This is a genomic window from Vibrio sp. D54 (assembly GCF_021728075.1).
Taxonomy (GTDB): domain Bacteria; phylum Pseudomonadota; class Gammaproteobacteria; order Enterobacterales; family Vibrionaceae; genus Vibrio; species Vibrio alginolyticus.
Genome location: NZ_JAKKCS010000005.1, coordinates 105,230 through 132,083 on the forward strand (window position 1 = coordinate 105,230; position 26,854 = coordinate 132,083).

25 protein-coding genes are annotated in these 26,854 nt (G+C 46.8%); 18 read left to right on the top strand and 7 right to left on the bottom strand.

The genetic code is table 11. From position 1 onward, the window contains the following. Position 1 precedes the first annotated feature (1 nt). The 11 genes from gspD to L3V37_RS08960 are packed head-to-tail and all read left to right on the top strand — an operon-like array spanning position 2 to position 10,347. Entirely contained in the window at positions 2-2,020 is a 2,019-nt protein-coding gene (gspD, locus tag L3V37_RS08910) for a type II secretion system secretin GspD (protein ID WP_005379295.1), read from the top strand. After that, positions 2,020-3,522 carry a type II secretion system ATPase GspE gene (gene gspE / locus L3V37_RS08915; RefSeq protein ID WP_005394994.1) on the top strand — a complete coding sequence of 501 codons (1,503 nt, stop codon included), beginning with the start codon at positions 2,020-2,022 and terminating at the stop codon, positions 3,520-3,522. Before gspD ends, gspE begins: the two co-directional genes overlap by 1 nt. Next, the gene (gspF, locus tag L3V37_RS08920; protein WP_005382993.1) at positions 3,522-4,739 is read left to right on the top strand and encodes a type II secretion system inner membrane protein GspF; all 1,218 of its coding nucleotides are present in this window, start codon (positions 3,522-3,524) and stop codon (positions 4,737-4,739) included. Before gspE ends, gspF begins: the two co-directional genes overlap by 1 nt. Before the next feature lie 59 nt (positions 4,740-4,798). Next, positions 4,799-5,242 carry a type II secretion system major pseudopilin GspG gene (gspG, locus tag L3V37_RS08925; protein ID WP_005379298.1) on the top strand — a complete coding sequence of 148 codons (444 nt, stop codon included), beginning with the start codon at positions 4,799-4,801 and terminating at the stop codon, positions 5,240-5,242. A gap of 29 nt (positions 5,243-5,271) precedes the next feature. Beyond that, complete coding sequence (locus L3V37_RS08930) at positions 5,272-5,871, top strand: GspH/FimT family pseudopilin (protein WP_017635010.1); 600 nt, start codon at positions 5,272-5,274, stop codon at positions 5,869-5,871. Further along, complete coding sequence (gene gspI / locus L3V37_RS08935; RefSeq protein WP_017635009.1) at positions 5,858-6,247, top strand: type II secretion system minor pseudopilin GspI; 390 nt, start codon at positions 5,858-5,860, stop codon at positions 6,245-6,247. The genes L3V37_RS08930 and gspI overlap by 14 nt, the downstream gene beginning before the upstream one ends. Beyond that, complete coding sequence (gspJ, locus tag L3V37_RS08940) at positions 6,234-6,911, top strand: type II secretion system minor pseudopilin GspJ (protein WP_053307279.1); 678 nt, start codon at positions 6,234-6,236, stop codon at positions 6,909-6,911. Before gspI ends, gspJ begins: the two co-directional genes overlap by 14 nt. Beyond that, positions 6,904-7,914 (top strand): type II secretion system minor pseudopilin GspK, encoded by a 1,011-nt coding sequence (gspK, locus tag L3V37_RS08945; protein WP_005382999.1) that lies wholly within the window; start codon positions 6,904-6,906, stop codon positions 7,912-7,914. The genes gspJ and gspK overlap by 8 nt, the downstream gene beginning before the upstream one ends. After that, complete coding sequence (gene gspL, locus L3V37_RS08950) at positions 7,883-9,085, top strand: type II secretion system protein GspL (RefSeq protein WP_033905912.1); 1,203 nt, start codon at positions 7,883-7,885, stop codon at positions 9,083-9,085. Before gspK ends, gspL begins: the two co-directional genes overlap by 32 nt. Before the next feature lie 7 nt (positions 9,086-9,092). Beyond that, the gene (locus tag L3V37_RS08955; protein ID WP_005383002.1) at positions 9,093-9,584 is read left to right on the top strand and encodes a type II secretion system protein M; all 492 of its coding nucleotides are present in this window, start codon (positions 9,093-9,095) and stop codon (positions 9,582-9,584) included. A gap of 1 nt (position 9,585) precedes the next feature. After that, positions 9,586-10,347: a type II secretion system protein N gene (locus tag L3V37_RS08960; RefSeq protein ID WP_237306178.1), complete on the top strand. Its 762-nt coding sequence runs from the start codon at positions 9,586-9,588 to the stop codon at positions 10,345-10,347. Between the two features lie 291 nt (positions 10,348-10,638). Here the strand turns inward: L3V37_RS08960 and cysQ are convergent, their stop codons facing one another. From cysQ to L3V37_RS08980, 4 genes are all read right to left on the bottom strand, one after another. Further along, complete coding sequence (gene cysQ / locus L3V37_RS08965) at positions 10,639-11,466, bottom strand: 3'(2'),5'-bisphosphate nucleotidase CysQ (RefSeq protein WP_005379308.1); 828 nt, start codon at positions 11,464-11,466, stop codon at positions 10,639-10,641. A 44-nt stretch (positions 11,467-11,510) separates the two neighbouring features. Then, on the bottom strand, positions 11,511-12,080 hold the full coding sequence (gene nudE / locus L3V37_RS08970; RefSeq protein ID WP_005379309.1) for an ADP compounds hydrolase NudE: 570 nt from the start codon (positions 12,078-12,080) through the stop codon (positions 11,511-11,513). Between the two features lie 176 nt (positions 12,081-12,256). After that, positions 12,257-12,841 (bottom strand): Fe-S biogenesis protein NfuA, encoded by a 585-nt coding sequence (gene nfuA / locus L3V37_RS08975; RefSeq protein ID WP_005379313.1) that lies wholly within the window; start codon positions 12,839-12,841, stop codon positions 12,257-12,259. Positions 12,842-12,938: 97 nt separating this feature from the next. Next, positions 12,939-13,664, bottom strand: a complete 726-nt coding sequence (locus L3V37_RS08980; protein WP_042522603.1) for an amidophosphoribosyltransferase — start codon at positions 13,662-13,664, stop codon at positions 12,939-12,941. A gap of 84 nt (positions 13,665-13,748) precedes the next feature. On the opposite strand from L3V37_RS08980, the gene bioH reads away from it, so the two are divergent. Together bioH and L3V37_RS08990 are read left to right on the top strand one after the other, a co-directional pair. After that, a complete protein-coding gene (gene bioH / locus L3V37_RS08985; RefSeq protein WP_237306179.1) occupies positions 13,749-14,516 on the top strand; it encodes a pimeloyl-ACP methyl ester esterase BioH in 768 nt (255 codons plus the stop codon). 124 nt (positions 14,517-14,640) lie between these two features. Continuing rightward, a complete protein-coding gene (locus L3V37_RS08990) occupies positions 14,641-15,105 on the top strand; it encodes a hypothetical protein (RefSeq protein ID WP_005379316.1) in 465 nt (154 codons plus the stop codon). A 104-nt stretch (positions 15,106-15,209) separates the two neighbouring features. Here the strand turns inward: L3V37_RS08990 and L3V37_RS08995 are convergent, their stop codons facing one another. Further along, complete coding sequence (locus L3V37_RS08995; RefSeq protein ID WP_017820698.1) at positions 15,210-17,531, bottom strand: Tex family protein; 2,322 nt, start codon at positions 17,529-17,531, stop codon at positions 15,210-15,212. 229 nt (positions 17,532-17,760) lie between these two features. Between L3V37_RS08995 and L3V37_RS09000 the strand changes: the two genes are divergently transcribed. From L3V37_RS09000 to envZ, 5 genes are all read left to right on the top strand, one after another. Continuing rightward, entirely contained in the window at positions 17,761-19,641 is a 1,881-nt protein-coding gene (locus L3V37_RS09000; protein WP_237306180.1) for a RimK/LysX family protein, read from the top strand. Positions 19,642-19,758: 117 nt separating this feature from the next. Next, positions 19,759-20,250 carry a transcription elongation factor GreB gene (gene greB, locus L3V37_RS09005; RefSeq protein ID WP_237306181.1) on the top strand — a complete coding sequence of 164 codons (492 nt, stop codon included), beginning with the start codon at positions 19,759-19,761 and terminating at the stop codon, positions 20,248-20,250. A gap of 105 nt (positions 20,251-20,355) precedes the next feature. After that, positions 20,356-20,751, top strand: coding sequence for a DUF1090 domain-containing protein (locus tag L3V37_RS09010; protein WP_237306182.1), 396 nt, complete (start codon positions 20,356-20,358; stop codon positions 20,749-20,751). Between the two features lie 129 nt (positions 20,752-20,880). Further along, entirely contained in the window at positions 20,881-21,600 is a 720-nt protein-coding gene (gene ompR / locus L3V37_RS09015) for a two-component system response regulator OmpR (RefSeq protein ID WP_005379333.1), read from the top strand. A 102-nt stretch (positions 21,601-21,702) separates the two neighbouring features. Continuing rightward, positions 21,703-22,995, top strand: a complete 1,293-nt coding sequence (gene envZ / locus L3V37_RS09020) for a two-component system sensor histidine kinase EnvZ (protein WP_017820700.1) — start codon at positions 21,703-21,705, stop codon at positions 22,993-22,995. 71 nt (positions 22,996-23,066) lie between these two features. On the opposite strand, the gene L3V37_RS09025 is transcribed toward envZ, so the two are convergent. Together L3V37_RS09025 and recG are read right to left on the bottom strand one after the other, a co-directional pair. Then, the gene (locus L3V37_RS09025) at positions 23,067-24,455 is read right to left on the bottom strand and encodes a uracil-xanthine permease family protein (RefSeq protein WP_237306184.1); all 1,389 of its coding nucleotides are present in this window, start codon (positions 24,453-24,455) and stop codon (positions 23,067-23,069) included. 233 nt (positions 24,456-24,688) lie between these two features. Next, on the bottom strand, positions 24,689-26,770 hold the full coding sequence (recG, locus tag L3V37_RS09030; RefSeq protein ID WP_237306185.1) for an ATP-dependent DNA helicase RecG: 2,082 nt from the start codon (positions 26,768-26,770) through the stop codon (positions 24,689-24,691). Between the last annotated feature and the right edge of the window lie 84 nt (positions 26,771-26,854).

Below are 26,854 nucleotides of genomic sequence, written 5' to 3' on the forward strand. Positions count from 1 at the left end.
CGTGAAACATTGGTTCAGCAAAAGTGCTTGGCTACTAGCAGGAAGTTTACTCTGCGTACCAGGTGCAATGGCAAACGAATTTAGTGCGAGCTTTAAAGGCACTGATATTCAAGAATTCATCAACATAGTGGGTCGTAACCTCGAAAAGACCATCATTGTTGATCCTTCAGTACGCGGTAAGATCGATGTCCGCAGCTATGACGTACTTAACGAAGAGCAATATTACAGCTTTTTCCTTAATGTCCTTGAAGTATACGGTTACGCAGTCGTAGAGATGGACAATGGGGTACTTAAGGTTATCAAAGCAAAAGACTCAAAAACCTCAGCAATCCCTGTGTTAGGTGATGGTAGCGCGCAAGGCGATAGTGTTATCACTCGAGTTGTCGCGGTGCGTAATGTGTCGGTCCGTGAGTTGTCTCCTCTACTTCGTCAGCTGATTGATAACGCCGGTGCCGGTAACGTGGTTCATTATGATCCAGCGAATATTATCTTGATTACTGGTCGTGCGGCAGTAGTGAATCGCTTAGCAGAGATCATCAAGCGTGTTGACCAAGCCGGCGATAAAGAAATTGAATTGGTGGAGCTGCGTAATGCATCTGCAGCTGAAATGGTACGCATTGTCGAAGCACTGAATAAAAGTGCGAATCAGAAAAGCACGCCAGAGTTCCTTGAACCTAAAATTGTGGCCGATGAACGTACTAACGCGATTTTAATTTCTGGTGATCCAAAAGTAAGAGCCCGCTTGAAACGTTTGATTCGTCAACTTGATGTTGAAATGGCGACAAAAGGTAACAACCGAGTTGTGTACCTGAAAAATGCGAAAGCTGAAGACTTGGTGGATGTATTGAAAGGTGTTTCCGATAACCTGCAAGCTGAAAAGCAAGCTGGTCAGAAAACATCAGGTGCATCGCGTGGTGAGGTCGTCATTGCTGCTCACGCTGCAACTAACTCGTTAGTTTTAACAGCGCCACCAGATATTATGATGGCATTACAAGACGTCATTTCTCAACTCGATATTCGTCGTGCTCAGGTTCTTATTGAAGCGTTAATTGTCGAAATGTCTGAAGGTGATGGTATTAACCTAGGTGTTCAGTGGGGTTCATTAGAAACGGGTGCTGTAATTCAGTACGGTAACTCAGGAGCCCCGATTGGTCAGGTGATGGTTGGTCTAGAAGAAGCAAAAGATCAAACCCGCACTGAATACTATACCAACTCTAATGGCGAACGAACGCCATATGATGTTACTGAATCAGGTGACTACTCTACGCTAGCGTCAGCGCTTAGCGGAGTAAATGGTGCGGCAATGAGTATTGTCATGGGTGACTGGACAGCGCTAATTAGTGCTGTTGCTTCTGACTCCAACTCAAACATTCTATCTTCTCCGAGTATTACCGTAATGGATAATGGCGAAGCATCATTTATTGTGGGTGAAGAGGTTCCGGTTATTACGGGCTCTACGGCTGGCTCAAACAACGACAACCCATTCCAAACGGTTGACCGTAAAGAAGTCGGTATCAAACTCAAAGTAGTGCCACAAATTAACGAAGGTGACTCTGTACAGTTAAACATTGAACAAGAAGTTTCCAACGTATTAGGCGCAAACGGTGCGGTTGACGTTCGCTTTGCTAAACGACAGTTAAACACCTCTGTCATGATCCAAGATGGTCAGATGTTGGTTCTTGGTGGTTTGGTCGATGAACGCGCACTTGAAAGTGAGTCTAAAGTGCCGCTATTGGGTGACATTCCGGTACTGGGTCACCTGTTCAAGTCAACTAGCACGCAAACAGAAAAACGTAACTTGATGGTGTTCATCAAGCCGACGATTATTCGCGATGGTGTGACGGCTGACGGTATTACGCAGCGTAAATACAACTTTATTCGCGCAGAACAGCTTTATAAAGCGGATCAAGGGTTGAAGTTGATGGCAGACGAGAAGATCCCGGTTATGCCTGCCTTTGGCCAGGAGCGTCAGCACCCAACAGAGATTCAAGCGTTTATTGATCAAATGGAAAACAACTAATGGTTGATATGTTAGACACAGCGCCAAGTATGCGTCGTCTGCCATTCAGTTTTGCCAACCGCTTTAAACTGGTGCTGGAGACAGAGCATCCTGAGCGTCCACCTATTCTTTACTATGTCGAGCCGCTTAACCCTGCGGCTCTGGTTGAAGTCCGTCGTGTATTAAAGAAAAGCTTCGTACCGCAACCTATCGATAAAGAAGCCTTTGATAAAAAGCTGACCGAAGCATATCAACGCGACTCGTCTGAAGCGCGTCAGTTGATGGAAGATATTGGTGCTGATAGCGATGATTTCTTCTCTTTGGCTGAAGAACTGCCGCACGATGAAGACTTATTAGAATCGGAAGACGATGCGCCAATCATCAAATTGATCAACGCCATGTTGGGCGAAGCGATCAAAGAAGGGGCGTCGGATATTCATATCGAAACTTTCGAGAAAACCCTTTCGATTCGTTTCCGTGTCGATGGCGTATTGCGTGAAGTGCTCACTCCAAGTCGTAAGCTTGCACCACTGTTAGTGTCGCGAGTGAAGGTCATGGCGAAGCTGGATATTGCAGAAAAGCGTGTACCTCAAGATGGTCGTATCTCGCTGCGTATTGGTGGTCGTGCGGTTGATGTGCGTGTTTCTACAATGCCGTCGTCACATGGTGAGCGAGTAGTTATGCGTCTGTTGGATAAAAACGCGACGCGTCTCGATTTGCATAGCTTAGGTATGACGCCTTCCGTGCACGACAATTTCCGTCATCTTATTCAGCGTCCTCACGGTATTATCTTGGTGACGGGCCCGACAGGTTCTGGTAAATCAACCACCTTGTATGCTGGCTTGCAAGAGATCAATAGCAACGAACGCAACATTTTAACGGTTGAAGACCCGATCGAATTTGATATTGATGGCATCGGCCAAACTCAGGTGAACCCAAAGGTCGACATGACTTTTGCGCGTGGTTTGCGTGCCATTCTGCGTCAGGACCCGGATGTGGTGATGGTCGGTGAGATCCGTGACTTAGAAACCGCACAAATTGCAGTGCAAGCGTCCTTAACGGGTCACTTGGTAATGTCTACTCTCCACACCAACACCGCAGTGGGTGCGATTACGCGTCTACGTGATATGGGTATTGAGCCATTCCTTATTTCTTCTTCGTTATTAGGGGTGCTAGCGCAGCGCTTAGTTCGAACGCTTTGTCCAAGCTGTAAAGAGCCGTATGAAGCCGATGCGGAACAGAAAAAACTGTTTGGTATGGAAGCGCATGAACCGTTAGAACTGCACCGAGCAAAAGGCTGTGAAGCGTGTAACCAAAAAGGCTACCGAGGTCGAACAGGTATCCACGAGCTCATTATGGTTGATGAGCAAGTGCAAGAGTTGATTCATCGAGAGTCTGGTGAACAAGAAATTGAGAGAGCCGTTCGCGCCCATACGCCAAGTATTCGCAGTGATGGTTTAAGCAAAGTACGTCGTGGTATTACGTCACTTGAAGAAGTGATGCGAGTGACGAAGGAAACCTAATGGCGGCATTTGAGTACAAAGCGCTAGATGCAAAAGGCAAGCATAAAAAAGGCACGATAGAAGGGGACAACGCCCGACAAGTGCGCCAGCGACTCAAAGAGCAAGGGATGATCCCGATTGAAGTGGTCGAGACGAAAGCTAAATCGGCTAAGTCTTCAGGTTCAGTCAGCTTTAAGCGCGGCATCTCGACATCTGAGCTGGCACTCATCACACGGCAATTGTCTACGTTAGTCCAATCAGGAATGCCTTTGGAAGAGTGTTTGCGTGCGGTCTCTGAGCAGGCTGAAAAGCCGAGGATTCGTTCTATGTTGGCTGCGGTTCGCTCGAAAGTAACAGAGGGTTATCCGCTTGCCGACAGTTTTGCCGATTACCCACACGTGTTTGATGAACTGTACCGCTCTATGGTTGCGGCGGGCGAAAAATCAGGTCACCTCGATACCGTATTAGAGCGTTTGGCAGACTACGTCGAAAACCGCCAAAAGATGCGATCTAAATTGCTTCAAGCCATGATTTATCCTGTAGTTTTGGTGGTATTCGCGGTTGTCATCGTTTCGTTCTTATTGGCGACAGTGGTTCCTAAAATCATTGAACCCATCATTCAGATGGGCCAAGAGTTACCTCAATCGACGCAATTTTTACTGGCAGCCAGTGAGTTTGTGCAAGATTGGGGGCTGATTATTTTCGTTGTGCTGGTGGCGCTTTTCTATGGCCTCAAACTGGCGTTGCAAAAGCCAGACTTTCGCTTAGCTTGGGACAGAAAAATCTTGAGCTTACCGCTAATAGGTAAGATCTCTCGAGGTTTGAATACCGCACGATTCGCACGAACGCTTTCGATCTGTACTTCCAGTGCGATTCCAATTCTAGAGGGTATGCGCGTTGCGGTTGATGTTATGTCTAACCGTTATGTGAAGCAGCAAGTCTTGCTTGCAGCGGATAACGTTCGAGAGGGCGCTAGTTTGCGTAAGGCGTTGGACCAAACCCGCTTGTTTCCACCAATGATGCTACACATGATCGCCAGTGGTGAGCAAAGTGGTGAATTAGAGAGCATGTTGACGCGGGCAGCCGATAACCAAGATCAAAACTTTGAATCAACAGTCAATATTGCTCTGGGTGTGTTTACTCCTGCGCTGATTGCATTAATGGCTGGATTAGTGTTGTTCATTGTGATGGCGACCTTGATGCCAATGCTAGAAATGAATAACTTGATGAGCGGATAATTTCGAATTAAGACGTGTCTACTAACGGCATGGCTTTAATCTAACTTTCGGAGAAAAAAATGAAGTTTAAGCGTAGTAAACAACAGGGTTTTACACTTTTAGAAGTGATGGTTGTTGTCGTTATCCTTGGTATTTTGGCAAGTTTTGTTGTTCCAAACCTATTGGGTAACAAAGAGAAGGCAGACCAACAAAAAGCGATTACGGACATTGTCGCGTTGGAAAATGCCTTAGATATGTACAAGTTGGATAACAGCGTTTACCCAACAACGGACCAAGGTCTAGAAGCATTGGTTAGCAAGCCATCTAACCCAGAGCCACGCAACTACCGTGATGGTGGTTACATCAAACGTCTTCCTAATGACCCTTGGGGCAACCAGTACCAATACTTAAGCCCAGGTGATAACGGTACAATCGATATCTTCACTCTAGGCGCAGATGGCCAAGAGGGTGGAGAAGGTCCAGCTGCAGATATTGGCAACTGGAACATGCAAGATTTCCAATAATTGAGCCTAAGCCAGCACTAATGAAACAAATGCGAAAACATAACGGTTTTACATTGATAGAAATTCTATTGGTGCTGGTTTTGCTATCTCTTACGGCTGTGGCCGTGATCTCGACATTACCGACTAGCCAAAAAGATCTTTCCAAACAGTATGCTCAAAGTTTTTTTCAACGTTTACAGCTGCTCAATGAAGAAGCGGTGCTGAGCGGTAAAGATTTTGGCGTTCGAGTGGATGATGCCAAATCGACCTACGCTCTACTGAGTTTAACCTCAGAAGGTTGGCAGCCTCTGAAATTAAAGCAGATTCCGAGCAAAACCAAGCTAGAAGAAGATATTACGCTACAACTCGAACTCGGCGGTGGTGCTTGGGATAATGATGAGCGCTTATTCAAACCAGGTTCTCTTTTTGATGAAGACATGTTCGCAGAAGAAGAGGACGAAAAGAAAATTGAGCCACCGCAAGTGTTTATCTTTTCCAGCGCTGAAGTCACGCCATTCACCCTGTCTTTTTTTCCGCAAAATGGTGATGCCTTTAATGACGGTTGGCGAGTCATTGGCAAAGAAAGTGGACAAATTTTGTTATTAGCTCCGGGCGAAGAAGTGAAAGAGGATGAGAATGCGCAATTTTAAGCAAGCTCGCCCAAATTTGAGTCATCGCCGGACGAGAGGCATGACCTTACTGGAAGTATTGGTCGCACTGGCAATTTTCGCCACCGCTGCCATCAGTGTCATTCGCTCCGTGAGCCAGCATATTAATACAATCAGTTATTTAGAAGAAAAAATGTTTGCAGCCATGGTTGTGGATAATCAGATGGCAAATGTGATGTTGAATACCGGAGAACTCAAAGCGAAAAACGGCACAGAAGAGCTGGCAGGACGCACTTGGTTCTGGAAAGTCACGCCAGTCGCCACGACGCAGCCATTGCTGAAAGCATTTGATGTGAGCGTCTCGGTAGAGAAAAGCGCGAGCCCTGTAGTAACGGTACGAAGCTATGTGGCGCAATAATCATCCCCGCGCAAATACGCGCCAAAGGGTAAAAGGTTTTACACTTATTGAAGTGTTGGTATCGATTGCCATCTTTGCCAGTTTAAGTGTCGCTGCGTACCAAGTGGTATCGCAAGTACAGCGTAGCAATGCGCTATCACAAGAACGAACCCAACGCTTAAACGAAATTCAGCGTGCCATGGTGATGATGGATAACGATTTTCGTCAAATGGCGATGCGTCAAACGCGTACTAATGGTGAAGAGCCTGCTAGCCGGCTAATTTTTTGGTCCGATTACCTGTTGGACTCCGATACCAAAGGACTGATGTTTGCCCGTTTAGGTTGGCACAACCCTCAGCAGCAGTTCCCTCGTGGAGAAGTAACCAAGGTTGGCTATCGCTTAAAAGAAGAAACACTGCAGCGAGTATGGTGGCGCTATCCTGATACGCCGGTTGGGCAACAAGGTACTGTTACTCCATTGCTAACGCAGGTCGAGTCATTTGATATGCGTTTCTATGATGGTAAGCAATGGAAAAAAGAGTGGGCTGAAGAAAAAGCGCTGCCGAAAGCGGTTTCTGTTGTTCTCACTCTCAAAGATTATGGAGAAATTGCCCGCACTTATCTCACTCCTGATGGCACATTGAGTCAGAAAGAGGAAAGTTCAGGAGACAGCAATAATGGTTAACCGTCAGCGCGGTGTTGCTTTGATTATAGTGTTGATGTTGCTGGCGATTATGGCGACGGTTGCCGCCAGCATGTCGGAACGTTTGTTCTTGCAGTTTCAGCGAGGCGCTAATCAAATCAATTACCAGCAAGCGTACTGGTACAGCCTTGGCGTCGAGGCGCTAGCAAAAGTGGGTATCGAGCAAAGTTATAAAGACACCGACACGATTAATATGAGTCAACCGTGGGCGATAAAAGAGCAAGTCTATCCGTTAGATTATGGTCAAGCGGCGGGACGAATTAGAGACAAGCAAGCGTGCTTTAATCTAAATGTATTGAGTCGTGTGCAACCAACGGGTCAGCAAATTACAAGACCATATTTAGTGAATGTATTGCAGCGCCTATTAGAAGAGCTGGATGTCGAGCCATATCAAGCAGAAATCATTGCAGACTCTACTTGGGAATACATTGATGCTGACGACTCTGTCCGTTCGACTACTGGGGTTGAAGACAGCACATATGAAGCGATGAAGCCTTCCTATTTAGCATCAAATGGTTGGATGGCAGATGCTTCCGAGTTACGGGCTGTCTATCAGGTGAGTGGTGAAATTTTCCAAAAATTGGAGCCGCTGGTCTGTGCATTACCAAGTGATGACTGGCGTTTAAACGTGAATACGATTGATGTTGAGCAAACTCCGATTTTGGTGGCAATGTTCTCACCAAACTTAAGCAGTAGTGATGCGATTCAGCTAATTGAAAAACGCCCATTTGATGGGTGGGATAGCATTGATGAATTTTTAGCAGAGTCAGAAATGGCTGGCTTAAGTGAAGATGTAAAGAAAAACGCCAAAGGCTATTTGGGTGTGGATAGCGCCTTTTTTGAATTGGATGCACAAGTGTTGGTGGATGAATCACGTGTACGTATCCGAAGCCTTTTGCAAAGTACAAATAGAGAAACGGTGACCGTAGTTCGCCGTCGTTTTGGAGGGATCAGTGAGCGAGTTTCTGACCGTTCGGCTGAGTAGCGAACAACAAAGTACCATTCCTTGGGTGGTGTGGTCGACAGATCAACAGGAAGTGATTGCTAGCGGTGAAATCGCCGGATGGGAACACTTAGATGAATTGGTCTCATATGCTGGTCAGCGCCAAGTTGTGGCGCTGCTGGCGAGTAATGATGTGGTCCTGACGCAAGTGGATATACCACCTGGTGCAACACGCCAATTCGAGGCGATGTTACCGTACTTAGTGGAAGACGAAGTTGCTCAGGACGTTGATGGCCTGCACTTTAGCGTGTTGGGTAAACAAGCGGACAAAGCGCAGATTTGCGCAGTTGAACGTGCTTGGATTCAGACTGTACTGCAACGTTTTTCAAGCCAAGGTATCGCCATTAAACGCATTTTACCCGATGTGCTTGCATTACCGGTTCGTGGAGATCACAGCAGTGCTGCAATGATTGGCGAGCAATGGCTAATTCGTCACTCTGCGACAGAGGGCGCGGTTGTCGACGCTTCTTGGTTAGACCTTTACCTCTCTTCTTATCTACAAAATCATGAAGGTTGGAAGCTCGATTGCTTTAGCTCGGTCCCGGAATCTGCGTTACCTGAAATATGGGATCCGCAACCAGAAGAAATGACGATGGCTTTACTGGCGAAGGGGGTGACAGAAAGCAAAGTCAATTTGCTGACTGGGAGCTTCAAGCCGAAATCTTCTTGGGGTAAATACTGGAAGCTCTGGCAAAAAGCCACCATTGCTGCGGGGGTGCTTATTGTCGTCATGGTTGCGCAGCAGTTGCTCGTGGTCCACAAGTACGAAGCACAAGCTCAAGCGTATCGTGAGGAGAGTGAGCGTATTTTCCGCCAGGTGTTCCCAAATAAACGACGCATTCCTACCGTTAGTTACCTCAAACGACAAATGGATGATGAAGAGCGCCGCTTATCTGGTGGAAGTGGTCAGCAGGCAATGTTGTCATGGTTGGCGGCATTACCCGCGACACTTGGTCAGGTCAGCGACTTGGAGATCACTAGCTTTAAATACGACGGACAACGTGGCGAAGTACGTATTCAGGCTCGTAGTTCAGACTTCCAACCTTTTGAGCAAGCTCGTGTGAAATTGGCAGAGAAGTTTAATGTTGAGCAAGGTCAGTTGAACCGTAGCGATAACGTTGTGGTTGGCAGCTTTGTTTTGAAGCGTTTGTGAGGTGATGATGAAAAACTTAATTTCTCAAGCTCAGGTTTGGTGGAGCAGCATCTCGCAGCGTGAGCAGCGTTTGGTCATGGGATGTGGCGCTATTGCCGTTATCGGTATTATTTATTGGGGTTTATTACAGCCAATGAGCCAACGTGCGGAGCTAGCTCAGTCACGTATTCAAAGCGAAAAACAGTTGCTAGCTTGGGTACAAGATAAAGCGGATGGCATCACTGCACTGCGAAAAAGCAGCGGTGTGAGCTACTCTAGTCAACCGTTGAATCAGTTGGTTTCTTCTTCAGCTCGTCGTTATAAAGTTGAGTTGATTCGCGTACAACCTCGTAATGAGAGCGTTCAAGTGTGGATCAAACCACTCGCGTTTAATCAACTAGTGGATTGGTTACGTTACTTGAAAGAGCAACAGGGTATTGAAGTCGAATTTTTAGATATCGACCGAACAGAGCAAGCGGGCATGATCGATGTAAACCGCCTTCAGTTTAAGCGAGGTTAAGGTGAAGCGAGCAGTACTTTACGTTGTTATCTTTATCGTCTTTTTTTCAGTCAGTCTTTTAATGGGATTACCAGTCTCTTGGGTGTTACAACAAGCACCAACAGTGAGAGGCCTGGACATTCAAGGAGCCAACGGTTCGGTATGGCAAGGTCAAGCTTCTAGTATTCGTTGGCAGCGCCAGAACCTTGGAGAAGTTAATTGGGATTTCCAATGGTCGAGTCTACTGACAGGTAAAGCGGAGTTTGCTGTGCGCTTTGGTCGTGGTAGTGAAATGGACGTTCGTGGGCGCGGTTTTGTCGGCTATAGCTTAAGTGATGGCCCTTATGCCAAAAACTTAGTTGCCTCGATTCCGGCGGTAAAAGTTGTTGAGCAAGCGCGCCTTCCTGTGCCTGTTGGTGTTGATGGGCAACTTGAGCTGAATATTCGTCATGCGACTTATGCTGTGCCTTGGTGTAAGAACGGTGAAGGCACTTTAGTATGGAATGCCAGTGGTATTCAAAGCCCCGTTGGCAGCTTAGATCTCGGTCCTGTAATTGCCAATATAAACTGTCAGGATAGTGTATTGACGGCAACTGGTGAGCAGAGCAGCGAACAAGTCTCTGCGGCGTTCTCAGCAGAGCTGATGCCTAATCAACGATACTCAACCAAAGCGTGGTTCAAACCTGGAGCAGAGTTCCCATCCAGCATGGGGGAGCAATTGAAATGGTTGGGTAAGCCGAATGCTCAAGGTCAATATGAGTTTAATTACCAAGGGCGCTTCTAACCAATCGTGACAAAATCCAATATCTTAAAAGAGCTGCTATTGTGCAGCTCTTTTTGCTTTTGGATCATCGTAAGCTAAAACCTCTATTCGCTGTACATTCGATCTTGATTGGGAATGAGTGAAAGTTTAAAGCCTTGATTTTTTTCTTTCGTTCAGCTTTGCAAGCAATTGGAACATAGTAGGCCAAATACTCCAAGTGCTGTACAGAAGGTCAAAAAGAAAAGGCCACGAAGATATTCGTGGCCTTTCTATTGCTAGAATTTTGTGCTCTAAATTTTACCGATAGGGCGCTTAATCTTTGCGTTGTAAAATCTCATTCCAAGGTAAATCCGCATCACCAAGAACAATAAAGTTTGGGTTTTCTAGTGTTTCCCGCTCGTTATATGACAGCGGTTCTAATTGCGTGCTGAGAATACGTCCGCCAGCTTCTTCAACAATGCATTGTGTCGCAGCGGTGTCCCACTCACCTGTTGGACCTAGTCGGAGATAGCAATCTACCGCCCCTTCCGCGACGAGGCATGCTTTCAATGCTGCAGAACCGAGCGGTATTAAGTCGTAATTCCAGGCGCTACTCATACGGTTAGTAATACGATTGATGTCTTGGCGACGACTAATAGCAATTGCGATGCTTTGCTCTGGCTGTTCGTGTTTGTGTGTATGGATTTTGACACTGTCCGACATGTCGGGAATTTTCCAGGCGCCTTTGCCATTATAAGCGTAGTAAGTCACGCCAGATACAGGGCCGTAAACGACGCCCATGGTTGGTCGATTGTTGTCGACCAACGCAATAATAGTGGCAAAGTCACCACTGCGAGCGATGAATTCTTGAGTACCATCAAGAGGGTCGACTAACCAATAACGTTCCCACTGAGCGCGTTGCTCTAAGCTTATGTCTGCGTCTTCTTCTGACAACACGGGAATGTCAGGCGTCAGATCACTCAAGCGTTCAGTGATGAACTTGTGAGCTGCAATATCTGCACTTGTTACGGGAGTTTCGTCACTTTTGGTGTAGGCCTCGTATTGCTTCTTTTCATATATTTCGAGGATCATTTGCCCAGCACTGCGGGCAATCTCGATGACTTGAGGAAGTAGGTGAGATAGATCTTTTGTCATTGGCATAAGTGATAGTCCTTACTCACAGTGTTATTCGGTTCTAATGACCGTTATTGGTTATGCTTGTGAGTGGTGTTTGGTAAGTGTTTCAGTGCCAACATTAGCGCTGTGATGCTTCGTGCTTCACAGAAATCCATGTGAGTTAATAACTCTTCGGCTTGCGCAAGTGGCCAACGCACAATTTCCAGTGGTTCAGGCTCATCGCCTTCTTGCTTCTCTGGATAAAGCGCCTGTCCTAAAAATAGAGTCATTTTGCTCGAAAAGTAAGATGGCGCGAGGATAACTTGTTTCAACGGGGTTAACTGATTACAGCCAAAGCCGATTTCTTCTTTTAACTCACGATCCGCAGCTTGGTGTGGTGTTTCTCCTGGGTCAATCAGCCCTTTTGGGAAACCTAGCTCGTAACGTTCAGTTCCAGCGGCGTATTCACGCACCAGTAATAAATCGCCTTGTTCTGTTACAGGGACTACCATTACAGCATCTCGTCCACTTGGCTTCATACGCTCATAAGTACGGTGCTCACCATTGGAAAAACGAAGGTCGAGCGCTTCCACAGCAAACAGTTTGGATTTTGCAACCGTCTGGCATGAGAGTATCTCTGGTGGGGTTCGTTTCGGCATGACGCTGGCTCCTTGGTGTCGTTGGCGTTTACGAGATGCGTAAGATTCTTAATATATGAGAACTCCGCCTGAGTTTCTAGCGGATTTTACGAGTCGAGCTAAGCATCTCAGCATCACCTCAGTATCGATACAAAAATGGGAGACCGAAGCCTCCCATTTTCTGACAGTGTTTACTCTTAGTAGTAAGAGTGATCACCACGGTCATGTTCTGTTGCATCACGAACTGCGGTTAGTTCACCAATGAACTGGTTTAGCAGTTCTTTCTCGATGCCTTCTTTAAGTGTTACGTCAACCATAGAACAGCCATTACAACCGCCACCAAATGCAACAATCGCAACACCGTCTTCAGTGATCTCAACCAAGTTTACGTGACCACCGTGGCCAGCAAGTTGTGGGTTCACTTGAGTTTGGATAACGTACTCAACGCGCTCAACCAGTGGTGCGTCGTCCGCAACTTTACGCATTTTAGCGTTAGGTGCTTTTAGCGTTAGCTGAGAGCCCATTTTATCGGTAACAAAATCGATTTCAGCGTCTTCAAGGAATGGCAGGCTTAGCTCATCCACGTAAGCTGAAAAACCGCTGTAAGAGAGTTCAGTGTCGGTCGATTCTACTGCTTCTGGTGGGCAGTAAGACACGCCACACTCAGCGTTTTGTGTACCTGGGTTCACAACGAAAATACGAATGTTAGTGCCTTCAGGTTGTTGACCTAAAAGGTTAGCGAAATGCGTTTGCGCAGTTTCTGTAATAGTAATATTTGACACGACGAATACCCGAGTAAATTTGTAGGTTACTGCTGCTATTCTACTCTTGTTGACGTATGGGTCTAGTCTTTTTGATGCTAAGGCATGGCGAAGCGATCTAGAGAGAACGAGGAGCAGGTGTTCTGCAGATGCAGTAAATATCGATGCTTTCTACGCCAACTTCAAGTAGTAAATGACATAATTGTCGGACGGTACTGCCTGTGGTGACTACATCATCGACGATGGCAACATGGGAAGAGTGAGGTTGCTTATTGAGAATAAACGCGCCTTTTAAGTTTTGTTCACGGCTTGTTTTGGTATTACCACGCTGTGATTGGGCGAGCTTTACTCGACGAAAGACCTTCGCATCAAAATTAGTCTGCAATTGCTTGGCGAGGTGTCGGGCTAAAACATCACTTTGATTAAAACCCCGGCGCAGGTAACGCTGCCAGTGCAATGGCACACTGGTAATGATTGGAGCTGGCGTGGTGATGCGCTGTGCCAGTTGCTCGGTTAATGCTTTTACATGCCAAGACTCTCCGTGATCTTTAAAGCGTTGTACTTCCCGCGAAAGGGGAAAGTCGTAATCGCCTAACGTGTATAGCCTTTGCCATGGCGGTGGCTTTGAAAGACATTCACCACAAATACTATCCGTACTCATTTCTTCTTTCTGTAATGATAAACCGCAGCGTTGACATCGTTTTACCGGAGTTAGGTATTTTAAACAGTGCTCGCACCAGCGCAGAGTATTTGTGTGGCTTGGTGTTTGAATAGGGAACCGACACAGGCCGCATTGACTGCTCAATACGCGATGCATGATGTTTTGCCAGTGATGAGATAACATAGCGTTTATTCATGGTGATATTTTACTCAGCCTAACGCTTGGCTGAAGCCGTAGGGAATAAAATAAGTGGGAGAGATTGAGAGCATGAGCACGAAATTACACTGGCAGTCATTTGGTCAGGGACCAGATTTGGTGTTACTTCATGGGTGGGGCATGAATGGTGCGGTATGGCAGCAGACAGTCGAGTCTCTTCAACCTTATTTCCGAGTTCATGTGGTTGACCTTCCGGGGTACGGACATAGCGCCGAATCTCATGCTGAAGATTTAGACCATATTGCTAACTTGGTGGTGCAAGGTGCGCCAGAGAAAGCGATTTGGCTTGGTTGGTCCCTCGGAGGTTTAGTGGCGACGCATGTGGCATTAAATATGCCCGAGCGCGTGGCTAAGTTGATTACGGTTGCCAGCTCACCTAAATTTGCCGCAGAAAAACCGTGGCGTGGCATTCAACCGAATGTACTGAGTGCGTTCACCTCTCAGTTGCTAGAAGATTTCTCACTGACCATTGAGCGCTTTATGGCGTTGCAAGCGATGGGCAGCCCATCAGCGCGTAAAGACGTTAAACAGCTCAAGCAAGCGGTACTATCGCGCCCTCAGCCAAACCCTGAATCGCTGTTGGTTGGGCTAAACATCCTTGCTGATGTGGATATGCGCGATGCGTTGACGTCTCTTGCTGTTCCAATGTTGCGTCTTTATGGCCGTTTAGATGGGTTGGTGCCAATTAAAGTAGCTAACGATTTAAGTGAACAGTTGCCTCATACCCAGCAGTTTGTTTTTAATCAATCCTCTCATGCGCCTTTTATCACCGAACATGACGAATTTTGTGTTCAAATCCGAGAGTTTGCTCACGATTGAGCAAGTACGAGCGGAAATACCTCAAGTTGTTTAAAAAGTGGTCGATATAAAGGCTGGTGAGGTTTTATTAGCCAATAAAGCTAAGCCATATTGACGAGTTGGGCGACTCTGAGGAGGGTTCGCAATGATTGTGTCACCGACCAACGTAAGTGTGCCACTGATCGCCCCATCCGTGAATGTGCAGACGGAACAAGCAGCTCGCGACAATAAAGTCCGAGAGCCTGTAACGCCAACGGTCGCATTGGCCAAAACCAATGCAGAGCGAAAAGTAAAAGGTGACGACAAGCGCCGACGTCAGTCTTCTTGGGATCCTTCAGAGCATCCTGATTATGATATGGAAACGGAAGTCGACACGCGTTATCAAGAAGAGCCGGAAGATACACTAGAACGGCTTTTTAGTTTGCTTGCGCTCAAATCGTATAGTGAAGACCAGGGGAAAGGCTACGCGATCCGCTTTCGCTTACCAAAGCGCATTTTGGATGCTGCGATCAATGAAGGATTAATGGAAAAGCGCAGGAAGGTGATCAAGTTTCATTATGGTCATGCAGTCGCTCCCCATACCCCGTCAGAAGTGATAGCAGTATTATGACGACTCAATATCCTACTCAAACAAAAACGCTCCAAGCAGGTTGACTGATTGGAGCGTTTTCTTTTTAGTTATGAAAGCTCGTTAGCGGTGAAGCCTAGGTAAGATTACTTTTTCGCTTTAGCAAACGCTGCAGCAAATGCACCGCCCATCGCGCTGTTCGATGACGAATCATCACGGCGAGGCTGACGACGCTGCGGTTGGTCATTACGACGTGGCGCTGCTGATGAGCGTTGGCTGCGGTTGTCTTGACCCGGTTCGTCGTTCATACGCATCGATAGACCAATACGCTTACGCTGCACGTCAACTTCCATCACTTTCACTTTGACTATGTCGCCCGCTTTCACCACTTCACGTGGGTCAGACACATAACGATCTGTCAGTGCAGAAATATGCACAAGACCATCTTGGTGAACGCCGATATCAACGAAGGCACCGAAGTTGGCTACGTTAGACACCACGCCTTCTAGAATCATGCCCGGTTCCAAGTCAGATACCGAGTTTACACCTTCTGCAAACGTCGCCGTTTTGAATTCTGGACGTGGGTCACGACCCGGCTTATCCAGCTCTTTGATGATGTCTGTAATGGTTGGAACGCCGAAGTTATCGTCGGTGTAATCGACGGCATGCAGACCTTTAAGGAAGCTTGAATCACCAATCAGTGCTTTGATATCTTTGTTGTTCTTCTCAGAAATCGCTTTGACCACTGGGTACGCTTCTGGGTGAACCGCAGACGCATCAAGAGGGTTCTTACCATCCATAATACGCAGGAAGCCCGCACACTGCTCGAACGCCTTAGGACCTAAACGAGGTACTTTCTTCAAGGTTGTACGTGCTTCGAAGCGGCCGTTCTCATCGCGGAAGTCGACAATGTTCTGCGCGATGGTGCTTGATAAGCCGGCTACGCGCGTCAGTAGCGCCGCAGAAGCAGTGTTCACATCAACACCAACCGCGTTTACACAATCTTCCACAATCGCATCTAGGCGTTTTGCCAACATAGATTGGCTTACATCGTGCTGGTATTGACCCACACCAATAGATTTAGGATCAATTTTCACGAGTTCAGCCAATGGATCTTGCAAACGACGTGCAATCGACACTGCACCACGCAGTGATACGTCCATATTCGGGAACTCTTTTGCTGCAAGCTCAGACGCTGAGTAAACCGATGCACCCGCTTCACTTACGATGATCTTCTGAACTTTCAGGTTGCCACGTTTGATGACGTCTGCGACAAAGCTGTCGGTTTCACGTGAAGCCGTGCCGTTACCAATCGCAATCAAATCTACGTTGTACTTACGCACCAACTGATCAACGATTTGTGCTGACTTGTCGTATTGTTTTTGTGGTGGGTGAGGGTAGATGGTTTCGGTGGCAAGCACTTTACCTGTTGAGTCGACAACCGCGATTTTTGAACCTGTACGCAGACCTGGATCTAGACCAAGTGTTGCACGAGGGCCAGCCGGTGCTGCCATCAACAAGTCTTTTAGGTTAGTGGCGAATACTTCAATCGCTTCGATTTCAGCGCGCTCTTTCATTGCGCCCATTAGCTCGGTTTCCATGTGCATCGATACTTTGATGCGCCATGCCCAGCTGATCACTTGCTTACGCCAGGTATCCGCAGGTGCGCTGCTAAGTGTCACGCCATAATGGTCGGCGATAATCGTTTCGCAGTAAGACTGACGAGCGCCTTCTTCCTGTTCTGGATCAGCATTCATTGCCAATGTCAGGAAGCCTTCGTTACGGCCACGCAACATCGCCAGTGCTCGGTGCGATGGCACTTTGCTTAGGGGCTCGTTGTGGTTGAAGTAATCTTTAAACTTCTCGCCTTCTTGCTCTTTACCTTCAACGACTCGTGAGACCAGTTCCGCATTGCGATTTAAGTGGTTGCGAATTTTTTCCAGTAAGTTTGCGTCTTCTGCGATGCGCTCCATGATGATCGCGCGAGCGCCATCCAATGCAGCTTTGGTGTCTGCGATGCCTTTGTCTGCATCAAGGTATTTGCTTGCTTCGCTTTCTGGCTCGGTTTGTGGGTGATTCCAAAGCTGATCTGCGAGCGGCTCAAGACCAGCCTCAATCGCGATCTGACCTTTCGTACGACGCTTGGGTTTGTAAGGTAGGTATAAGTCTTCAAGACGAGTTTTGCTGTCTGCCTGCGCGATCTCTTGTTCTAGCTCTGGCGTCAGTTTGCCTTGCTCTTGGATTGATTTGAGGATGGTTTGACGGCGATCATCCATTTCACGAAGGTAAGACAGACGGCTGTCCAAAGTACGCAGTTGGGTATCATCAAGGCCCCCCGTCACCTCTTTGCGGTAACGTGCAATAAAAGGGACAGTGTTGCCATCATCAATTAGGGTGACAGCGGCGTTGACTTGCTCTGGGCGAACATTCAGTTCTTGAGCAATCATGCGACAGATAGCTTGGCTCATCCGTGTTTTCTCTTTTAATTCAGTTTTGGTTGTATAGAACATTGGGGTCGTTCGAAGAATTTGCAATGTTTTAAATTAACGAGGCAAAAATTTACCGGGCGCTGGTGGACATCAGTCAGATTTATGTCAAAACTGTAATTAAATTGAGAACTTATATCCGCAGTTATCGACTAACCTAATTCCACGGTTGTTGATATCACTAAATGTACCTCGGCTTATACGGATAATCATGATGAAAAAAATGTCTTTGGCGTTAGCGCTTACGAGTGCCTTACTTGCCGCCCCGCTTAGTTGGGCGCAGTCTATCTCAGGAACCACACAAGCTCCCGTTTATCAGCTCGATAACAAATTGGTACTAGGGCGTGTGGAGAGCGTCTACTACGGTGATATTCCAGAACTAAAAGCAGTGCCATTTATTGGCAAGATTGATACTGGTGCAGATACGACATCGATGCATGCAGAAAATATTCATGTAAGCAGTGCGCACCCTAAATTTAAGCACCTAAAAGATAACAAGTTGATGTGGGCGGTCATAAATGAACTTGGTGGTACCGAAATAAATTATGAAGGGGATAAGTTTAAATCTTACCAAATGAAAGTGAGATACACCCTTCAGCATCCATACACCGGTAAAGTCATTGAAATTGAAGATGACTTGGAAAGAGTGAGCGCGATTCGCAGTCGAACAAGCAAAAAGCCCATCCTACGCCCGACAATAAAAATGCCGATGACAATCGCTGGTCACACCGTTGATACGGAAGTGAACCTGACCAAGCGTACGCAATTCTCTTCTCCTATCTTGATTGGTAAAACCTATCTCGATGATAACGCATGGGTCTTTGCTGGTTACGATTATCTTCAAGAGCAGCCAAGCGCAAGAATGATTGGCAAAAAAGAGACGGTTGAAGTCGAAGGTGTGCCATATAAGATCAGCATCTCAACTTCTAGCCGTTATACCAACGTCCATGCACTGGACATCAAGGTAGACAAAAAGCGTAACGAAGTCTCTTTTATGTTAGAGGGCGAGAATGGCAAGCGTCACCCAATGACATTACCCTTGGTACGAATGCTGAAAACGACCAAAAGCGAGCGTCCTTTAGTCTATTTACCCGTCAAAGTCGGCGAAAATGAAACTCAACGTTGGTTGGTGTATCTGCGTGATCGCAGTAAGTTCAGTTCGCAAATTCGCTTAGGTCGGGACGTTGCGAGTCAGCACTTTGTTATTGATACGGACAGAGAAAATCTATTGGGTGGCGTAGAAAAAACGTTCAAAAGCGCACTCAAATCAAAACCTCTTGTCGTTTCACCAGAAGAACAGGTCACCATTGATGGTTATACCGTCCCTGCTTACCCCACTTTTACTGTGAAAACGCCATTACTGCGTGTAAATGGGTTTGAAGTAACAGAAAAAGGTAAGGATGAGTCCGTCACGTTTTATTTAATGAACGATGAGGGGAAAGAAGAAAAAATCACCAAACCAGTGTTGAAAAAGCTCAAGGTTGGCAGCGCGGTGCGCCCTGTTGTTGAAGGAGACTTTCTTCTCGGTAGGAAAGACACATCAATGAAGTTTGCGCTCGATGTGCTTGATGAGGGTGACACTCAACCCTTTTTCGTCTTTGGTCATGACATAGCCAAGGGTGGTGTGTTGCTGAACACTCGCGCAGACCATCTACTAGATGCAAGGCCACTTTTCAAAGCTGGCCATATCGAAGTGGCTGAAGTTGAGGGGATGTCTTTCCCTGTGAAGTTAGACACGGGTGCAGATGTAAGCTCAATCAATGCTAAGAACATCAAGCAGTTTAAGAAAGACGGCAAAGACATGGTGAGCTTTACCTATGAGAACGATCTTGGCATGAAACAGGCGTTTACCAAGCCTGTTGTTGATGTCATGCGTATTAAAGCTAAGAAAGGCGAGAAAGCGAACGTACGCCCTGTGGTTGAAATGCATGTTAAGCTTGGCGAATTAGAGAAGAAGATCCGAGTCAACTTACAGGACCGAGGTCGCTTCCATTACAGCATGATTTTAGGTAAAAACTTCCTAAAACATGGCGCGGTTGTTTCGAGTGATACGAATTACATCGTGACGCAAAAACCGGATTACGAAAAGTAACACTCTGGCCGCCTTATCACCTTGATACCCAAAGCCTGAACAACATTGGATCTTTGGGTATATCATCTCCTTAATGCTGCCAAAGAGCAGCATTTTTTAGTTGAGATAGGAGTTAATTTGAAAACTAAGCTGATTACACGAGAAGGTTACAACAAACTCAAACAAGAGCATGATTACCTTTGGAATGAAAAGCGCCCGGAAATCACCAAGATCGTCACTTGGGCTGCGAGCCTGGGCGATCGCTCAGAAAATGCGGACTACACCTTCAATAAACGTTTACTCCGTCAGATCGACCGTCGTGTCCGCTTCCTTCGTAAATTCCTGCCAGAAGTCACGATCGTTGACTATTCTCCGCAACAAGAAGGCAAAGTCTTTTTTGGTGCATGGGTGGAAATAGAAAATGAGGCAGGAGAAGTGAAAAAGTTTCGTATTGTCGGGCCTGAAGAGATTTATGGCGATGCGAAAGACTACATCTCTATCGATTCACCTATGGCGCGAGCGATGTTGAAAAAACAAGTGGATGAAGAGTTCACGGTACGCACCCCAGAAGGTGAAAAAGAGTGGTTCATCAACTCAATTGAATACACTCAACCGACCTCGGAAGACTGAGGCTTTATCACCGATTCAAGTCTTATGAAGTTCACTAGATGTGACTTGGGTCTCAACGTCAGAATATTTGGTATAAAGGCATGGTGCCTTTCTCGGAGAAGTAAAATGAACAAAGCAGTCATGTGTAGTGCTGCACTAACAATAGGTTTCTCACTTTCAGTTTTTGCTCAAGATGAAGTGAAAGGCTGTGACGCTAAAGAGTTAGCGGTAGAGCAGCAGCTCGAGTATGCAAAAGCGCAAGGTAATAAACATAGAATTAAAGGCTTGGAGCAAGCACTTTCCGCTATCCAGAATGAATGCTCGGAAGGTGAGCTGCGCCAAGAGCTGCAAGCAGAAGTGGAAGAAAAGATTAAAGAAGTTGAGGAGCGAGAGGAAGAATTAGTCGAAGCTCAGCATTCAGGTAAAGCAGACAAAATTGAGAAAAAACGTCACAAGCTGGCTGAGGCACAGCAAGAGCTGCTTGAGGCCAAACGTGAACTGGAATGGAATTATGGTCAATAGTAGGTGCTGAAAATACCTGCTAGAGAGAGAATAAAGCGCTTAAGATAAAAAGAGTAACAATTTGCTTGAGCACGTTAGGAAAAACAGTGATACATTTTCGACAATAGACGCTTCTGAAAGGATGTTTCAATGCAAGAAAATCATAAAATTTTAGTGGTTGATGACGATGCTCGTTTACGTGCTCTATTGGAGCGTTACCTTTCTGAGCAAGGTTTTCAGGTACGAAGTGTCGCCAATGGCGAACAGATGGATCGCCTACTAACGCGCGAAAACTTTCACTTAATGGTGCTAGACCTAATGTTGCCAGGTGAAGACGGTTTGTCGATTTGTCGTCGTCTACGCCACGCGAACAATATGTTGCCAATCTTAATGCTCACCGCGAAAGGTGATGAAGTGGACCGCATCGTAGGTCTTGAGGTAGGGGCGGATGATTATTTGCCAAAACCGTTTAACCCACGCGAATTGTTGGCTCGCATCAAGGCCGTATTACGCCGCCAAACTGTAGAGTTGCCGGGTGCACCAAGCACGGAAGAAAAAGTGGTGGAGTTCGGGGAGTTCCGACTCAATCTAGGCACTCGCGAGATGTTCCGCGGTGACGAGGCAATGCCACTCACCTCTGGAGAGTTTGCTGTCCTAAAGGCGCTCGTGATGAATGCACGTGAGCCAATGTCACGAGACAAATTGATGAACATGGCGCGTGGCCGTGAATATTCTGCAATGGAACGCTCTATTGACGTACAAATCTCACGCTTACGTCGCATGTTAGAAGACGATCCGAGCAAGCCGCGCTACATTCAAACTGTGTGGGGCCTAGGTTATGTTTTCGTCCCAGACGGCAAAGAGGTGTAATCTCTTCACTCCATAGCCAGCACTTGGCTATAGCAACTTCAGCCTTCATTACCTTCCCTTTGAAGGCTGAAATTTCGCGATTAGGACCATTAGGAACGTTCCATGCGCATCCGAAGTTCACTGACACAATCTATTCTGCTGTTCATCTCTTTGCTTCTCGCGAGCCAAGTTTTCTCTTACTACGCCGTTTTTAACTACGCGTTGATGCCGAGTTTGCAGCAGTTCAATAAAATTCTCGCCCATGAGCTCAATTTAGTGCTTGATGATGAAGGACCTTTAAAGTCTGATGCACCGTTAAGGCGTCAATTATTGGAAAGACTAGGGGTGACGGTTCATAGTCTCGACAGCGATAAGGCGATTGAATTCCATCACGCAATGTCGATTGATTTGATGTCTGAAGAAATGAGCCAAGAGCTGGGTTCGCCTACAGAAGTACGCTTATTGCTTGGCGATGAAAGTTACATTTTGTGGATGCACATCGAAAAGTTGCCGAACTCCATCATTCGTATTCCGTTATCTGAGCTGCAAGAAGAAGATTTTGCACCGCTGTTTCGTAACAGTTTGATTATGGCGCTGCTGATCATTGCTGGTGGTTGGTTGTTTATTCGTTTGCAAAACCGTCCACTTTTGGCTTTAGAGAGAGCCGCGAAAGACGTCGGTCGAGGTGAGATCCCGCCCCCCTTAGCAGAGAAAGGCGCATCGGAGATTCGCTCTGTAACTCGAGCCTTTAATCAAATGTCGAAAGGTATTCAAGAGCTAGAAGAGGACCGAGCCTTATTAATGGCGGGGATTAGCCATGACTTACGAACACCTCTGACGCGTATTCGCCTAGCGACAGAAATGATGTCTCCTGAGGACAGCTATCTTGCTGAGGGGATCATTAGCGATACGGAAGAATGTAATGAGATCATCAGTCAGTTTATGGATTATCTCAAACCGGTGAACCAAGAATCGTTTGAAGCGGTTGATATCAGTACGATTGCCAGTGACGTCGCCAGTTCTGAAGGTGGCTATGAGGTTGAAATTGAAACAGATCTTAATCTTAACTTGCCGCCAGCCAAAGGAAGTGCGATTGCGATTAAGCGGGCGATCAGTAACTTAGTTGTGAATGCGCTACGTTATGGTAATGGCTGGGTCAAAATCAGCACTGGTGTGACAGCAGATAAGCAGCTAGTGTGGATTTCAGTAGAGGACAACGGACCGGGTATTGAGCATTCTCAAATCGCGAGGTTATTTGAACCCTTTACGCGTGGTGACACCGCTCGCGGTAGTGAAGGCACTGGGCTAGGGTTGGCGATTGTGAAGCGTATAATCAGCCAACATTCAGGCTCTGTGGTGATGCGTAATCGCAGTGAAGGCGGTTTAATCGCTCAAATCAGCTTTCCTACCAAGTAAGTCGATGGCCTGCACCCTTTAAACAAAAAGCCCAACCTAAATAGGTTGGGCTTTTCTTATTCTCAATAATCTTAAGACTCTTTCACTTCCTGAGGAAGTTCATCTTCGTCTTCCAGTTTCTCTGGCAGAAGTAGATTTAAAATGATCGCTGTGATGCCACCTGCTGCAACACCAGTTGAGAAAATACTCTTAATAAATTCTGGCATAAATTGCAGGATCTCTGGTTTTTGTGCGATACCAAGTCCCATTGAGAAGGATAAGGCCATGATCAGAATTGCGCGGCGATCGAGCTCAACACGAGAGATAATACGCACACCAGCGGCAGCAATCGTACCAAACATGACAATCGTTGCGCCGCCAAGTACTGGCTCAGGAATCAGCTGAACAAAGCTAGCGACGCCAGGAAACAAGCCAAGAATCACTAACATGCCTGAAATAAAGTAACCCACGTAGCGGCTCGCGACTCCTGTTAGCATGATGATGCCGTTATTCTGGCTAAACGTTGAGTTCGGGAAGCTGTTGAAAACGGCTGCGATTGCAGAGTTTAAGCCGTCTGCTAACACACCGCCCTTAATGCGTTTCATGTACACTGGGCCTTTTACTGGCTCACCAGACACTTCAGATGTTGCGGTAATATCACCGATGGCCTCTAGTGCGGTAATAAAGAAAATCAGTACCAGCGGAATGAACAGAGACCAGTCAAACGATAAGCCATATTGCATTGGTACGGGCAGTGCTACGATCTCGGTTGCGCCTAGCTGAGAAGTATCTACCATCCCCATAAAGTACGCCATGATGTAACCCACTAGCATCGCAATCACGATTGAAGCCACACGGAAGTATGGGTTTTTCGAGCGGTTTAAAATCACAATTAATCCAAGTACCGTCCCAGCCAGAGCAAGTTTGTCTAAGCTGCCGAAGGTTCCTTCATTTAATGCTGCGTAGCCACCGCCCATTGATACTAAGCCGACTTGAATCAGTGTGAGGCCGATAAGAGTGACGACGATGCCTGAAACGAGCGGAGTGATGATTCGGCGGGCATGCTCCAATACGCGAGATAGGAAAATTTCTGCAAATGATGCGACTAAAATCGTACCAAAAATTGCTGCCATCATGGTGCTGATGTCTGCTCCACCGGCTTTCAGCGATAGGCCTGCACCAATAATAGGACCTAAAAAGTTAAAGCTGGTACCTTGAACAGAGAGCAAACCAGAGCCAATTGGGCCAAAGGTGCGAATTTGAATAAACGAAGACACGCCTGACGCAAATAAAGACATGCTGATGATGGTATTCGTTTGGTCTGCAGGTACACCCAAAGACTGACAGATGATCAGTGACGGAGTGATAACCGCGACGAACATCGCCAATAAGTGCTGAAGTGCGGCAAAAATAGTTTGAGGCAAAGGTGGTCGATCATTGAGTTGATAAACCAGTTCCGAAGATCGGTTTGAAGTTGTCATTGTTTGTCTCGCTAGTCGCAATATATTCCCAGATCTCGCTGAATGGGAGAGCAGGGTGGAGTTGACGTCGTTACCTGTGATTGCTGTTAATCAGAGTCAACTCAGGTTGGTGGAGTGTGATTCAACACACTTAAAAAATTTGTGCGCGATTATAGAGAGATTTACTCAAAAAGCAAACGTTTGCTTTGTTTTTGGCGTATTAAAAAACGAGCCATTTGGCTCGCTTTCAATCATTACGCTTTGGAGTAAATATCCCGCTCACCCAACCAGCGACCGATAATCGCTGTTGCGTTAGACGGGTAATTGTCATGAATATGACGCGCAATGCGCTGAACTTCGGGAATCAGGCGTTGATCTCGAACTAAGTCTGCGATTTTGAAATCAGCAAGACCTGTCTGCTTTGTACCCAATAGTTCTCCAGGGCCACGAATTTCTAGGTCTTTCTGCGCAATGACGAAGCCATCGTTACTTTCACGTAGTACTCCGAGACGTTTTTGCGCGGTTTTTGACAGCGGAGAGTGGTACAGCAGCACACAATGGCTAGCAACGGAACCTCGGCCCACGCGACCTCTTAACTGGTGTAATTGTGCCAAACCAAGACGTTCAGGGTTTTCTATGATCATCAAGCTAGAGTTTGGCACATCCACACCAACTTCAATCACTGTCGTTGCGACCAGCAAATGCAGTTTATTGTCTTTGAAATCTTGCATCACCGCTTGTTTCTCTGCCGGCTTCATTCGTCCGTGTACTAGACCAATTTTTACGTCCGGTAGCTTACGTTGAAGCTCTTCTGCGGTATCTGCCGCGGCTTGCGCTTCTAATACTTCCGACTCATCAATCAGGGTACACACCCAATATGCCTGCTTGCCTTCGTTTAAGCAGGCATTTCGGACACGCTCGACGATGTCGTCACGTTTTGTATCTGGAATGGCAACGGTTTGAATCGGCGTTCGACCCGGTGGTAGCTCGTCAATCACGGAAGTTTCCAGATCGGCGTAAGCGGTCATGGCTAAGGTGCGAGGAATAGGCGTCGCCGTCATGATCAACTGATGTGGGTAGGCGCCTTGTTTTGCGCCTTTTTCACGCAATTCTAATCGCTGATGGACACCGAAGCGGTGCTGTTCATCAATGATGACCAAAGCAAGGTGATGAAATTCAACGTGCTCTTGGAATAGCGCGTGAGTACCCACTACCATTTTTGCTTCACCACTGGCAATACGAGCCAACTCGGCTTCCTTTGCCTTACCTTTGAGTTTGCCCGCTAACCAACCGACTTGAATGCCCATTCTCTCAAACCAGTTTGCGAAGTTGATAGCGTGTTGCTCGGCCAATAGTTCGGTTGGCGCCATGAGTGCCACCTGATGGCCATGCTCAATGGCTCTAACTGCGGCCAAAGCGGCAACCAACGTTTTCCCCGAACCAACATCGCCTTGCACTAATCGCATCATTGGGTGCGGTTTTTCTAGATCGGCTTCAATCTCTTGTACGACTCGGGTTTGAGCGTTTGTAGGAGAGAAAGGCAGTTGGGCTAAAAGCTGCGTTTTTAGTTTATTACAAGGACCGAGAGGTAGCGCTGAATCCTTCTGACCTTTGCTACGCGCCGCCAGCATCGATAAGTTTTGTGCGAGCAATTCTTCCATGATCAAGCGGATTTGGGCAGGATGTTTGCCTTCGTCAAACTCATCTAAATTAATGGTTGGTGGTGGGCGATGAATGGTGTGCAGCGCTTGCGACATCGTGATTTGATGGTCATACAACCCCGCTGGAAGTAATTCCTGCACTGCGGTTTTATCAAGCAGGGCTAAAGCTTGTTCGGTAAGGTTGCGTAATGTGATTTGACGCAATCCATCGGTGGTGGGATAAACAGGGGTTAAGCTCTGTTCTACATCGGGCTTTTGCTCACTGACGTAAAACTTGTAGTCAGGATGAACAATTTCCAAACCCATGCCACCGCGCTTAATTTCACCGTAAGCATGCACTAACTTACCTTGCGTGAAATTGTTCTTCATGGCTGCGGTAAAGTTGAAAAAGCGCAGCGTGATAGTGCCATTACCGTCGCTGATTTTTACCGTTAGCATTTTGCGCTTACCGAAGATGGTGTCGACTGCCATGACCTTACCTTGCACGGCCGCCCAAAGGCCAGCATGCAGTTTGGCAATAGGGTAAATACGAGTACGATCTTCGTAGCGTAACGGAAGGTGAAACAGCAAATCTTGAACGCTATGTAAGCCAACTTTGGCGAGTTTTTCTGCGACTTTCGCGCCAACTCCAGAAAGGGAGGTTAATGGGACGGCAGATAACATTTGGGCGGACATAGAGGGCTCAAGAAAATGGTTAACATAGCAGTATGTTAACCATGGAGCTGTGTTTTTGTACAGGAAAAAATAGTCATGCTTTAG